Here is a 13401-nt window from a genome sequence, read left to right as displayed (position 1 = left end):
ACAGGAGAGCAAAATGTCCGGATATGAAGTCAATTTCGATGGGTTGGTTGGCTTGACACACCACTATGCCGGGCTGTCGTTTGGCAATGAGGCATCGACGCAGCACCGCAACAGCGTGTCGAACCCCAAGCTGGCGGCAAAGCAGGGGCTGCTGAAAATGAAAGCGCTGGCGGATATGGGCTTCCAGCAGGGCGTGTTGCCACCGCAGGAACGGCCTCATCTCCCCACGCTGCGCAAATTGGGCTTCAGCGGTAGTGACGAGAGCGTGCTGGCCCAGGTGATGCGAACCTCACCGCGCCTGCTCTCGGCGCTTAGTTCGGCCTCATCCATGTGGACGGCCAATGCCGCGACGGTTTCGCCTTCGCCAGACAGTCAGGATGGGAGAGTGCATTTCACCGCCGCCAATCTGAATAACAAATTCCATCGTGCGATTGAGGCCGAAACCACCTCCAGCGTGCTGCGTGCCATCTTCAATGATGAGCAATACTTTGCTCACCACGATGCCTTACCGCAGGTGGCACTGTTTGGAGATGAGGGCGCTGCCAACCATAACCGCCTTGGGGGCGACTATGCCAAACGCGGGGTGCAGGTCTTTGTGTATGGCAAGCAGGAGTTTGGCGGGGAAAGTGCCCCCACGCGTTACCCGGCTCGCCAGACGCGCGAGGCCAGCGAGGCGATCTCCCGCCTGCATCAGTTGCACGAGCAACAAACGGTATTTCTGCAACAGAATCCGGCGGTGATCGACCAGGGCGTTTTTCATAACGACGTGATCGCCGTCAGCAATCAGCAGGTGCTGTTCCATCATCAGCAGGCGTTCCTGCATCAGCAGCAGGGGCTGGATCAAATCCGCCGTAAGATGGCCTTGCTGGAGACGGAGCTGGTGGCGATAGAAGTGCCAACCTCCCGTGTCAGCGTGGGGGATGCGGTGGCGACCTACCTGTTTAACAGCCAGATCCTGACCAAAGCCGATGGCAAGATGATGATCGTAGTGCCGGAAGAGTCCCGCCAGCATCCGGGCGTTTGGCATTATCTGTCGGAGATGGTGGCCAGCGGTGGGCCAATCGACGAGATCAAAGTGTTCGACCTGCGCGAAAGTATGCGCAACGGCGGCGGCCCGGCTTGCCTGCGTTTACGCGTGGCGCTGAACGATGCCGAGTTGGGGGCGGTGAACCCACGGGTGATGATGAACGATACGCTTTTCGCCACCCTGAACGACTGGGTAGACCGCTATTACCGCGATCGCTTGGTACAGGAGGATCTGGCAGACCCGCAACTGCTGCATGAAGGGCGTGCGGCACTGGATGCTCTGACTTCTATCCTTGGGCTGGGTAATGTTTACCCGTTCCAACAGTAACCGGAGGCAATAGTGAACAATTTATTGGCTCTGACGTTGGCAGGAACTCCACCAGCTACCACCCAGGGTGAAAACGCTGCACTGAGCTGGAAGTGGTTGGGGGAAGGGCTATTGGAGCTCACTCCACTGCAAGGCTATCGGCAAGCCGTGGTGCTTTCAGCCGGTATTCACGGCAATGAAACGGCCCCGATCGAACTGCTCGACCGGTTAGTGAACGAAATCTTCGCAGGTGTGCGGCCATTGGCGGTGCGCTTGCTGGTGGTGTTGGGCAATCCACCAGCGATGCGAACCAATCAACGTTATCTGGCAAGCGATATGAATCGCATGTTTGGTGGGCGCTATCAGCAGTTTGAGCCCTCTGGCGAAACGGCGCGGGCGCAGCAGTTAGAGCAAGTGGTCACCCGCTTCTTTGCCGGAGAGCAGGCTACTCGTTTTCATTACGATCTGCATACGGCGATCCGCGGATCGCTGTTGCCACGTTTTGGTATCCTGCCCTATCAACTACAGAGTTACAGCCCCGAGATGTTGGCGTTACTAGACGCCGCCGAGTTGGATGCACTGGTGATACACCAGGCGCCTGGTGGCACGTTCAGCCACTTTTCCAGCGAGCATGCGCAGGCGGCCAGCTGTACCCTCGAATTGGGCAAGGCGCGTCCCTTTGGCAGCAACGATCTGCAGCAGTTTTCCGCTATCAATGAAGCACTGCAGGCGTTGGTTTGCGGGCAATCTCTCCCTTTGCGGGAGGAGGTTCCGATTAGGGTGTTCCGTGTCGATCGGTCGCTGATTAAACGCAGTGAATCTTTCAAACTTCATTTGAGCGATGAGACTGCCAATTTTACCGCTCTGCCGCAGGGCACTTTATTGTATGAGCAACCGGGGGATAGTTATCGGGTGCAGCATGAAAAGGAGTGGGTCCTGTTTCCCAATCCCAAGGTGGCATTGGGGTTACGTGCAGGCATGATGTTGATAGAAGTACCGCGCAGCACCCTGTTTTAATCTCACCCGTTCATTACGCCACAGGTCAGTGACCTGTGGCGCCGTTTTTCCTTTCAAACATTAATAGCGTAATTTATTTAATCAGTTGATAGGGTATTTTGCCTGTTACGTGCCCTTACTTTCGATGATTTACCCCAATAAGTAAAAAACAGAGTAAAGATACAATTATTTGCACCATTCCTGGTAATCAGATTGATATAAGTAAAAAGTGTGAAATAAGTAACGCTATTGATTAGCATGCTAATTTTGTGGTTATTCAAAATCGTAGGTAAATCACACAAAATGAAACGTGGTTGCACTGTTTTGGTGCTTTTAAATGTGATCGTTATGGCTTATGCATTAAATATCTATTTAAATCATTATATTAGAATAGTGTTTTGATGTAATATTTAGTTACAAATAAACATGCTTTATGCGCGCTATTTCATGAACTTTTTTATTTTAAGTTTTTATTCATGATGCTAATGTCACATGGCGCTTTATTAAGGGGCGTAGATAAAAAACAAAATGATAAAAATCACAGCCCAAAGCATAAATTGGGCGTGACGGGCAGCTTTTAATAAAATCTAGGAAAATAAATGATGAAACGCAGTGTAGTAGCCCTGGCGGTTGTTCTTGCCACCGCCGCCTCAATGGCCAATGCGGCCGAAATCTACAACAAAGATGGCAATAAACTCGACCTGTACGGCCGTGTTAACGCCAAGCACTTGTTCAGCGATAACAAATCTGCCGATGGCGACGCGACCTATGTGCGTTTTGGTTTTAAAGGCGAAACGCAGATTAACAGCGATTTGACCGGTTATGGCCAATGGGAATACAACGTCCAGGCTAACCACGCCGAGTCAGCGGGTACCGAAGGCACCAAAACTCGTCTGGGCTTCGCTGGTCTGAAATTCGCCGAGTACGGTTCCTTTGACTATGGCCGTAACTACGGTGTGGTTTACGATGTCGAATCCTATACCGATATGCTGCCGGAGTTTGGCGGCGATACCTATACCTTCACCGATAACTTCATGAATGGCCGTTCTACCGGTCTGGCTACCTACCGTAACCGCAGCTTCTTCGGTCTGGTCGATGGTCTGAATATCGCCTTGCAGTACCAAGGTAAGAACGAGAATGACCGCAGCAACATCCACAAGCAGAACGGTGACGGCTATGGTATGTCTGTGGACTATCAGGACATCGGCGGTAGCGGCATTGGCGCTGCGGTAGCTTTCTCTGATTCTAACCGTACGAAAGATCAGAAGGCCGTTCAATACGGTAAAGGCGACAGCGCGACGGCCTGGACCACCGCGCTGAAGTATGACGCCAACCAGGTGTATCTGGCGGCCATGTATGCTGAAACCCGCAACATGACCCCGATCACGGTTAACAGCGTTGCTGGCTTTGCCAACAAGACGCAAAACTTTGAAGTGGTCGCGCAATACCAGTTCGAAAATGGCCTGCGTCCATCACTGGCTTACCTGCAATCCAAGGGTAAAGACATTGAGAACATCGGCGATGTCGATCTGGTGAAATATATCGATATCGGCGCGACTTACTACTTCAACAAAAACATGTACACCTACGTTGATTACAAAATCAACCAGTTGAATGACGATAACAAGCTGAAACTGAACACTGACAACATCGTGGCAGCCAGCTTGACCTACCGTTTCTAAGTCGTATTCAAACCTCATTCCTGTGTCGGAACGTGGTTCAAAAGGCAGGGCGCAAGCTCTGCCTTTTTCAGTTTGGCGCGTGGGATCAGAAAGGAGCGTACTCGCTGGCAGGCAGCCAGAAGCCGTCGATAAAGTCCTCGATCGGAAAACACCCAGCATGACGTAACCGTTGTTCTTTCATCGCTACCAGGCATTGATGCTCATCACGCAGCACGTCGACAACGATGTCGGCACAGCCACCATCCAGATAGCAAACGAACATCACCAATGCGTACATAACCTATTGCGTCCCCCCATTAAGGTTCCAATCCCTATTGTAGGTAAAATTTGGCTGAATTTAGCTAATTAATACAAAAAAATAATAATTGACCAGACAAAAACGGTATTTTCAGAATTATGGCAGCGTTTAATCATCCCTTAGAGGATTGAAGTTCCGCTCGGTACTGCTAAGCTTAACAAGTTTTAAAATTTCTTAACTATCCAATCATTAACGGGAGCGAATATGGGATTGTTTAACTTCGTCAAAGAAGCTGGCGCAAAACTGTGGGATACGGTGAGTGGTAACGCTGAAGATCAAAGCGCCAAGCTGAAAGCGCACCTTGATAACAGCGGCCTGCCAGATACGGACAAGGTGGATGTTCAGGTCGTTGATGGCAAGGCTGTGGTCACCGGGAACGGTATCAGCCAGGAACTGAAAGAAAAAATTCTGGTAGCCGTGGGTAACGTGGCGGGTATCAGCGGCGTGGAAGATAATGTGGCAGTGGCGCAACCAGAAGCGGAAAGCCGCTTTTACACCGTCAAGAAGGGCGATACCCTGAGTGCCGTTGCCAAAGAGATGTATGGCAATGCCAACCTGTACAACAAGATCTTTGAAGCCAACAAACCAATGCTAAGCCATCCAGATAAAATCTATCCGGGCCAGGTATTGCGCATCCCGCAATGATGCTGAAAGCCAGGGTAATTGACGCTCGAGCTTAGAACGGCGTAATCCGGCGCCCCATCTGGGGCGCTGTGCAGCAATCCCTCACCAATGCGTATGTTCATACATATGTTAACCCCTATAAGTTTCCCACCCGCAATTCGATAAACCCAAAGAATGTTTCCAGTCCACAAGCTGGTGACTAACCTTCAGAATCTTGACCCTGTTGCAGAAAATTGGTAGCGTCTGCATGCAAGAAAAATCTTAGCCATCTCTGGCGTAAATTGGGTTGTTGCTTGAGCCTAGGGTTATCCCTTTTTTGCATCAAGGCGTTATGCTAGGTGATAAGAGAGTAGAGGGTGTGAACGCCCCATTAGACAAAAAAACACCAGGAAAACCATGGACAATGCGCAACGGGTCAGCACAACGTTGACGGCGGTTGCTGCATATTGATCATTCTTACGTTGACGATCACACAGTGGGTGGGAGTTACTTACTGTTTTTAGGAGATAAAATGGAACATAATCCGCATGATGAAACCAAGCTTATTGCGGTCATTGCCTTATTGATCTCAGTGTTGCTTGTCGTGTCGATCTTGTTTGGCATCACGTATTTATCCGATCTGCGGCATAACGATCAAGAGGTCGATGCCAAAAGTTGTTACATCAAAGGCGGCTGAAGTTGGATCTGCGTTTATCGCAATCCTTGATTCGACGATGAAATATTTTTGCCATATGCCTTGGTTTATTTGGGACTTAACGTACTAGCTGCGATTAAACCACTAATAAAGGTTATGGTGAATCATTCGTCGGTTGTGGGCCATTAAATAGACAATGGATAGTTGGATGGCATTTTTTCTGCCCCGGCAAAGCCGCTACAGCTCGGGTGTAGCAGGGAGATGACACACTTTTTGATGGCCTTTCCTTATGAGAGTCAGGCAGCATGGTCTGCGGACTTTATTGGTTAACTTATCTAAATAAATTCACTTTAATTATATTTAAGTCGCAATGAATTATTAAAGTGAATGTATTTCTTAAATGTGTTTGTGATGTTAATCAAATATTGTTATTTACCCCGAATGAGCACGCTGTCGTAACTAGTCAGGCCCTGCTAAGCTAAGACTAATCTGTACGGAAATCTCTGTCAGTTCTATTGCCGATGTAAGCGAGGTGTTTATGAGTCAATTACTCTCCCGTGCAAGATTATCCCATGTTGTGATCGCCACGGCGGTGTTTTGGGTTTGCATTGCTGTACTCGTGGCGGTAGCACTAAAGTAACGCTGGATGACTAATCAACAATCCTGACATAGCTGACATACTCAGCCAACGGCTCCTTTCTGGGGCCGTTTCTTTTGTAATAACTTAAGCAACCCGCTGCCGTCTCACGCCATCTTCTGGTGAATAATATGCAGCGGAGGCTCGATGTGCAGATCGACACTCAAATCCTGGCGGAAGTCATAGGGCGTAATGTTGAAACGCTTTCTGAACATGTAGGTGAAGTGAGATTGGGAACCGAAACCAAAATCCAAGGCGATATCAAAAATGGAAGCCTCGCTGCTACGCAACTGGTACACCGCTCCGGCAAGGCGGCGCTCGCGGATGTATTTGCCCAGCGAGATCCCCGTCGCTTCTTTGAACAGCTTCTGCATATGCCACAGTGAATAGCCGGAATACTCGGCCAACTCTTCAAGGTGGATCACTCGTCCCAGGTGGGTTTCGACCCATTTACTGAGTGCGCAGACTAGTGCGAGATGATGTTCTTGTATCAATAACTTTACCCAATTGATTTTGTCGTTTAACCGCAGCGCAGAGCTTACGGCAGGCTCACTTAGCGTACCTTACAGGCTCCGGGTTGTCACCTTCGTGCCGGTTAAAGCGGGATCGTTTTGACCTTTGCCATCAGGCGGTCAGCCAGACGAACAATCTCTTCCGGGTCGTCTGGAATAAACCCCATGGTGATCGCCATCCCCAACAGGACGTTATCCTGGCTGAAAATCGGGCAGGCAATCGCGCGTGCCCCTGGGATGCCTTCGGTAACATTGTAACGTACCGCATAGCCCTGCAGACGGATCTTTTCGAGCTCTTTAGCCTCAAGCAGGGGGGTAATAGAGCCATCAAACGCCTGATAGGCATAACCCGCCGCACTGGCATTCATAGGGATGAGGGTGTTTTCGAGGTAGTCGATATCGATATTTTTATGGCTGCGATTATAGCGCGTCAGCAAGATGCTACTTCCTTGTCGCACCGCCCAGCCGGTGGAGTAATTCAACTCATCACGCAGCTCACACAGCGCATTATTGATGATTGTCGCCAACGTCTGCTGTTTGCCTGCCGCCGCCGCGAGCGCCAACAGCTTGCTGCCAAGCGAGTAGCGGCTGGTCTCCTGCTCTTGATACAGCATCTGGCTACGGCACAGTGAAACCAGATATTTATGCAGCCGGCTTTTCGAAAGCCCGCTGTGTTTGGCGATATCCGAAGCGCGGGCGTTTCCCCCCAGTGCGGTGACACTCTCTAATACCGACACGGCAATATCGACCGAATTTACGCCTTGAACTTCCGACATTCTGCTTACCTTGACTTGCTAATACTTCGATCCGCTCACTTTACCAGTTTAAGGCGGTGAATGCCCCAGTTAACCCGATCCTGGCTTCCGCAGCAGCAGCATTTTCAGCGCGCAAGGACTAACTATTTTGAGGTGGATTGATCTGCTTCAATATACTATGGGTTAACTCGGTTTATTTATAGTGAACACCAGGGCGTGTGATTACCGAGATAAAAACTATGAACGAACTTTCTTCACTCCGGCTCAAACGGCGTACTTTGCTAAAAGGACTTGGCGTTATTGGCCTGGCGTCAATCTCGCCTTGCGCTTTCTCCTTAACATCCGAACAAAAAGAACCCCTACGGCACATCCACCTTAAACTGACGGACTATCAAACTTTCCGCTCAACCTGTGCGATGGAGTGCCTGCACTGCAACCTGACCGCTTACGTCTATCAGAAAAAACTGATGAAGATTGAAGCGACGGAAGGTTTTAATGTGAAATGTTGCCTGCGGGGCATCAGCCGAACCAAATGGGTTTATCATCAGCAGCGAGTCACGACGCCTCTGCTGCGGGTAGGCAAAAAAGGTGAGGGTAAATTCGAGCCTATTACCTGGCAACAGGCACTGGATTTAATCGAAAAAAACATCCGTACCACCATCAAGGAACAGGGCAACGAAGGGCTGCTGTTGTCCACTCATGCTGGCAACATGGACTCGATAAAGAACGATATGGGCAAGGCGTTCTTCGACTATCTGGGCGGTTCGGTGAAACAGGCGGGTTCGCTCTGCTGCTCGGCAGTGACGGCGGCGATGATGCCAATGGTGGGGCTACGTTATGCCGATACCCGCGACACCATTGCCGACAGCCGTTTGATTATCTGCTGGGGTAACAACCCGGCGGTGACCATGCAGGCGTATTTTAAAAATTATCTACGTGCGCAAGAGCAGGGCGCTCGCATCGTGGTTATCGACCCACGTTTTAACGAGACCGCCGCCAAAGCAGACGAATGGATCCCGATTGTTCCAGGTACGGATACGGCTTTAGCGCTCGGGATGATGAAGATCATTATTGAAGAGCAGCATATTGACGCGGATTTCCTGCGTCAGCATACCGGCGCGGTGTATCTGGTGGATGCCAAAGATCAATTGGTGCGTGCCGATGCCAACGACACTGAAAGCTATCTGGTTTATGACTGCACCAGCCAGAGCCTGGTAAGGCATGACAAGGCGGGGATCACTCCGGCGTTGTTCCAGCACCAACTGCCAGCCGACAGCGGCTATCGCACCGTATTCGAAACCGTTTATCAGCAGGCTGCACCATGGACGCTTGACCGGGTTGCGGCTGAAACCGACATTCCCGCCCACACCATTTTGCGTTTGGCCCGCGACTATGCCACCACCGCTCCTGCGATGATTGTGCAAAATATGTCAGGCGCTCAGCGCACCGAATTTGGTACCTACGTGGCCGCCAGCCAATTCTACCTGGCCCTGCTAACTGGCAATATCGGCAAGCGAGGGGCGGGGGTCTGTGACGCAGGCGGAGCACGCCAAATGGCAAAATTCAGCCCGATCATTCCACCAGCGCCTGCGGTGAAGAAAATCACCCCGATCCCGGTTGCCAAGGTGGGGGAGTGGGTGGTCAATGACCGGCCTTACCCAATTAAATTCTGGTGGATTATGACCATGGGGGTCATGACCCAACTACCCAACACCAACATGGTCAGGAAGGCGTTGGAAAAGGTTCCCTTCGTGGTGGTGGCCGATAACCTGATGAGTTCTACCGCGCTGTATGCTGATCTGGTGCTGCCGGTGACGACCATTTTTGAAGATGTCAGCCTGATGGCGGGCGTGCGTAGCCACTATGTGCAACTGATGGAGCAAGCGGTCGAGCCACCGGGTGAAGCCAAGCCGGATTATTGGATCTTTGCGCGTCTGGCTGAGCGTTTTGGCTTTGGCGACGTGTTTAACCAGCCGATTGAGCATTACATCAATGCGTGCCTGCAAGGTTCCGGTATCACCCTGGAACAGTTGAAAAAAGGACCGGTGCTGCCGGTGAGCGGTGACTGGATCCCGTTTGAACATGGGGTGTTCCGCACGCCGACCCGTAAAGCCCACTTCTTTATTGAAGAGTGGCAGAAGAAAGAATTTTCGCCGGTCGTTACTTATCTGCGGGTGAATGAATCGCCACAAGGCTCGCCGGAATTGGCCGCTAAATACCCGTTGATGGCGGTACAACGCAAGCTGGCCCGCAGCATTCACTCAAGCCACGGCATGAACGAATGGATCCTTGAGGTGCAGCGCAATAAGCCTAACGTGATGATCCATCCGCAGGATGCACAGCAGCGCCGGATCAAACATGGCGATTGGACCACCGTATTTAATGAGCGAGGGGAGCATCGGGCTATAGCCGTGGTGACGACACATATCAAGCGAGGAGTGGTTTCCTTGGATAACGGCTGGTGGGAACAACAGGGAGGCAGTAGCAGCCACGTCACCAATGACGCCGTAGAGGCGTTGGGTACAGGGCATTGCTGTAACAGTACGCTGGTTGATGTACGGGCGGAGGGATAACCCATGACCAAACAATATGGCTTTCTGATTGATATTAAACGTTGTTACGGCTGTAAAACCTGTTCCATGGCCTGTAAGTCAGAGAATCAGACGCCACCGGGCGTGCTTTGGCGGCGGGTGCGGGAGTATGAAACCGATGGCCCGAATTCTGAAGGGTTTATTTCGATGTCCTGCAATCATTGTGACGATCCGCAATGCATGAAGGTATGCCCGGCGGATACTTACCATAAGCGCCCGGACGGTATTGTGGTGCAGGATCATGAGAAATGCATCGGCTGCCGCATGTGCATTATGGCTTGTCCGTACAACGCCCCAGTGTTTGATCCGCAGGAAGGTAAAACCAGCAAGTGCAATATGTGTGCCGAGCGTTTGGACGAAGGGTTACCGCCGCGTTGCGTGGCGTCTTGCCCGGCGGGCGTCTTGAAGTTTGGTGATATCGAGGAGTTAAGGAAAATCCACTCAACGGATTGGGCGGTACTGGAGGATAGATATCACATGCCCGATCACCGTATCAGCGGCCCGAACGTGGTCATTATTCCAGCGGATAAATAATAGGGTGCTACCATGAACGAATATGAACTGCCGTTGGTGTTTTTTACCGTGCTCTGCCAATGGGGCATTGGCGGTATTATCGCCTTGACGCTCTATCGGTTGCGACCAACCTCCCAGATGTCCGTTGGGCAACTGAAATATCTGGTTCTGGGATTGTGGCTGGTGGAAGTCGTTGGCTCCAGCTTGTCACTGCTGCACCTGGGGAGCCCGTTTGGGGCTTACCGCGCGGTGCTGGGCCTGCCGCACTCTTGGCTAAGCCGTGAGGTGATCGCCTTTATCCTGGTGAATATCAGCCTGTTCCTGATGTTGGCAGTTTGCTGGCTGCGGCCGCAGAAGTCGGCCTTGATCACCACATTGGGAATGGTGACCTCGGTATTGGGGATTGCCGCCATTCTGGTCTCGGCACAAATCTACTACCAGATGGTCAGCCATCCGCTGTGGCATACGCCACTGACCCAATTGGCGTTTCTGAGTACCGCGTTACTGCTGGGGTTCGCTACCTTGGGGATCTATTTGAATGGCTGCGGCCTGGCCGTTCCGCGCACGGTTCGCTACGGTTTGCTGGTGGGCTGCCTGATGCTGCTGGCCACGCTGGTGGGGCGTTACCAAATTGCCGGGGCCAGCGCTCAAGGGATCATGCTTTGGTGGCAGCTGGTTGGCAGCATGTTGGTGGGCGGTGTGCTGTTCGCGGTGCTTGGCCTGCGTACACGTTTGGCCCCATCGATGGCCGTGATAGCCGGAATGGCATTGGTGTCGGGGGAGATTGTCGGGCGTATGTTGTTTTATCATAACGTCATGGGCCAATTCCCCTGGTTCTGAGGCAATAAACTGAGGTCGGTCCAGTCCGTGCAACCGCCGAGCGACGGGCCGACCCAACATCCTGCAGAAAAAAGCCTCAATACAGGGCTTGCCAGCATTCGGAAAAACCAGCTAATCTGAGATTGCCCGCTACCGCAAATGCCAAGTAGTCCAGGCCAGCAATGTAATTAACCAAAACAGAGAGTCAGCCGTAACAACGCCACGTTGATGGGGTGATCGCATGTTAATGACAGTGATTATTACTCTTTTTGTGATCGTGGGCGTCGCCGCTTTTCTGGCAATGCCAGTGATGATGGTCAATAACACGCAAGGCGTGGGAGGTGAAGAACCGTGAAACTGGCTAGCAACCGGAACCTGCAATGTTAACTCGAAATTCACTCACTACCTGTTGACCGGCTCAGATATGGGCCGTGTCATCAACACTTTGTCAGCACCGCAATTCCCGCACGTTCCGCAACCAATCAGCTCGAAACGCTAAATCACCGCGTGAAGTGATGCGCATACTGCACTAACTGCTTGATGGCGCTACAATGAGTCTTATCTCCTAAACTTGCTCACGTATCAACGCGCTATCCACTTTTCCGGCCACAGTAAAGAGACCATAGCATTATGGAAATCAAGGATTACTACGCCATTCTAGAGGTTAAACCCTCAGATGATATCAAGGCTATCAAAACCGCCTACCGCCGCCTGGCACGCAAATATCACCCCGATGTCAGTACCGAGCCCGATGCCGAAACGCGCTTTAAAGAAGTCGCAGAAGCCTATGAAGTGCTGAAAGACAGCGAACGCCGGGCCGAATATGACCAAATGCGGCTGCATCGTAACGAGCCCAATTTCGGCCGCCAGACCCGGCGTGAAGAGTATGGTGGTGCCGAGGATTTCTCCGACATCTTCTCCTCGATGTTTGGCCAACGTGCGCGTGGCCGCCAGCAGGGCCAACCGCGTGCGGCCCGTGGGCAGGATGTTGAGATCGGCGTGGCGCTGTTCCTGGAGGAAACCCTCACTGAGCAAACCCGCACCCTGAGCTATAAGGTGCCGGTGTACAACGCATTTGGTCAGACAGAGAAAGAGATCGCTAAAACGCTGAACGTGAAAATCCCGGCGGGCGTGGCAGACGGGGAGCGTATCCGCGTGAAAGGCCAAGGCGTGCCTGGTATGGCTGGCGGAGCCAATGGCGATTTGTACCTGATCATTCAGCTGGCACCTCATCCGTTGTTTGAGGTGATCGGGCACGATCTGGAAATCGTTCTGCCCTTGGCTCCTTGGGAGGCTGCGTTAGGAACCAAGGTTTCTGTCCCTACACTGGCGGACAATATCCTGTTGACCATCCCTGCGGGGAGCCAGACCGGGCAGCGGTTACGCGTCAAAGGGAAGGGGCTGGTCAGCAAAAAAGAGACCGGCAATTTGTATGCGGTGATCAAGATTGTCATGCCGGCTAAACCCGATGCAGACAGCGCCGCACTCTGGCAACGACTGGCCGAGGCGAATCAGGCCTTCGATCCTCGTACGCAATGGAGTAAAGCATAATGGCCAAGCTACAGATAACCCTCACCATTACCGAGTTTTGCCTGCATACCGGCGTAACGGAAAGTGAATTGGCCGAGGTGGTGGGGTTGGGAGTGATCCAGCCCCGCGATCTGACGGTGGATGATTGGCTGTTTGATGATGGGGCGGTGGCGGCGTTTAATCGCGCTCAGCGTCTGCAACGTGAACTGGCTCTGGATTGGCCCGGTATTGCGGTGGCGCTGACGCTGCTTGATGAGATTGAACAGTTGCGCAGGGAGAACGCTCAGCTACGCCATCGTCTTGAGCGCTTTATCGCAGAGTGATGCCCCTCACCCTAGCCCTCTCCCACAGGGAGAGGGGACCGATCGAGTGGGGTGAAAGTGCAGTGATTCATCATGAGCATCGGCTGACTCACCTTGGACTAAAGGGTGATCGAGTTTGCTGATATGATCTCTTTAGTTCCAAATGGGCAGGGGC

General features: G+C 52.0%; 13 protein-coding genes. 10 read left to right on the top strand and 3 right to left on the bottom strand.

Annotation, left to right across the window (positions count from 1 at the left end):
* The first annotated feature begins 13 nt into the window (after positions 1-13).
* The 3 genes from astB (at position 14) to ompC (ending at position 4011) form a co-directional block, all read left to right on the top strand.
* On the top strand, positions 14-1354 hold the full coding sequence (astB, locus tag KGP26_RS16760; protein WP_223664300.1) for an N-succinylarginine dihydrolase: 1341 nt from the start codon (positions 14-16) through the stop codon (positions 1352-1354).
* A 12-nt stretch (positions 1355-1366) separates the two neighbouring features.
* Entirely contained in the window at positions 1367-2350 is a 984-nt protein-coding gene (gene astE, locus KGP26_RS16755; protein WP_094983195.1) for a succinylglutamate desuccinylase, read from the top strand.
* Positions 2351-2928: 578 nt separating this feature from the next.
* On the top strand, positions 2929-4011 hold the full coding sequence (ompC, locus tag KGP26_RS16750; protein ID WP_021805655.1) for a porin OmpC: 1083 nt from the start codon (positions 2929-2931) through the stop codon (positions 4009-4011).
* An 85-nt stretch (positions 4012-4096) separates the two neighbouring features.
* Here ompC and KGP26_RS16745 read toward each other — a convergent pair whose 3' ends face one another.
* Positions 4097-4288 carry a YebW family protein gene (locus tag KGP26_RS16745; RefSeq protein ID WP_021181014.1) on the bottom strand — a complete coding sequence of 64 codons (192 nt, stop codon included), beginning with the start codon at positions 4286-4288 and terminating at the stop codon, positions 4097-4099.
* 225 nt (positions 4289-4513) lie between these two features.
* On the opposite strand from KGP26_RS16745, the gene lysM reads away from it, so the two are divergent.
* Both lysM and KGP26_RS16735 read left to right on the top strand, forming a co-directional pair.
* Complete coding sequence (gene lysM / locus KGP26_RS16740) at positions 4514-4954, top strand: peptidoglycan-binding protein LysM (protein WP_024529735.1); 441 nt, start codon at positions 4514-4516, stop codon at positions 4952-4954.
* A 490-nt stretch (positions 4955-5444) separates the two neighbouring features.
* Positions 5445-5609, top strand: coding sequence for a hypothetical protein (locus tag KGP26_RS16735; RefSeq protein WP_021805654.1), 165 nt, complete (start codon positions 5445-5447; stop codon positions 5607-5609).
* Between the two features lie 702 nt (positions 5610-6311).
* On the opposite strand, the gene KGP26_RS16730 is transcribed toward KGP26_RS16735, so the two are convergent.
* A complete protein-coding gene (locus tag KGP26_RS16730) occupies positions 6312-6698 on the bottom strand; it encodes a helix-turn-helix domain-containing protein (RefSeq protein WP_024486415.1) in 387 nt (128 codons plus the stop codon).
* Between the two features lie 101 nt (positions 6699-6799).
* The gene (locus KGP26_RS16725; RefSeq protein ID WP_021805653.1) at positions 6800-7492 is read right to left on the bottom strand and encodes an IclR family transcriptional regulator; all 693 of its coding nucleotides are present in this window, start codon (positions 7490-7492) and stop codon (positions 6800-6802) included.
* A 218-nt stretch (positions 7493-7710) separates the two neighbouring features.
* Here KGP26_RS16725 and KGP26_RS16720 point away from each other — a divergent pair, with 218 nt between their 5' ends.
* The 5 genes from KGP26_RS16720 (at position 7711) to cbpM (ending at position 13247) form a co-directional block, all read left to right on the top strand.
* On the top strand, positions 7711-10044 hold the full coding sequence (locus KGP26_RS16720) for a molybdopterin-dependent oxidoreductase (protein ID WP_218519219.1): 2334 nt from the start codon (positions 7711-7713) through the stop codon (positions 10042-10044).
* A gap of 3 nt (positions 10045-10047) precedes the next feature.
* A complete protein-coding gene (locus tag KGP26_RS16715; protein ID WP_021805651.1) occupies positions 10048-10596 on the top strand; it encodes a 4Fe-4S dicluster domain-containing protein in 549 nt (182 codons plus the stop codon).
* 12 nt (positions 10597-10608) lie between these two features.
* Positions 10609-11415 carry a DmsC/YnfH family molybdoenzyme membrane anchor subunit gene (locus tag KGP26_RS16710; RefSeq protein WP_094983194.1) on the top strand — a complete coding sequence of 269 codons (807 nt, stop codon included), beginning with the start codon at positions 10609-10611 and terminating at the stop codon, positions 11413-11415.
* Between the two features lie 609 nt (positions 11416-12024).
* The gene (cbpA, locus tag KGP26_RS16705; protein WP_021805649.1) at positions 12025-12945 is read left to right on the top strand and encodes a curved DNA-binding protein; all 921 of its coding nucleotides are present in this window, start codon (positions 12025-12027) and stop codon (positions 12943-12945) included.
* Positions 12945-13247 (top strand): chaperone modulator CbpM, encoded by a 303-nt coding sequence (cbpM, locus tag KGP26_RS16700; protein WP_021181020.1) that lies wholly within the window; start codon positions 12945-12947, stop codon positions 13245-13247. Before cbpA ends, cbpM begins: the two co-directional genes overlap by 1 nt.
* The last annotated feature ends 154 nt before the right edge of the window (positions 13248-13401 follow it).

It is taken from the genome of Serratia sp. JSRIV002, from assembly GCF_019968725.1.
Classification (GTDB): domain Bacteria; phylum Pseudomonadota; class Gammaproteobacteria; order Enterobacterales; family Enterobacteriaceae; genus Chania; species Chania fonticola_B.
This window is presented reverse-complemented; position numbering and strand designations above follow the sequence as displayed.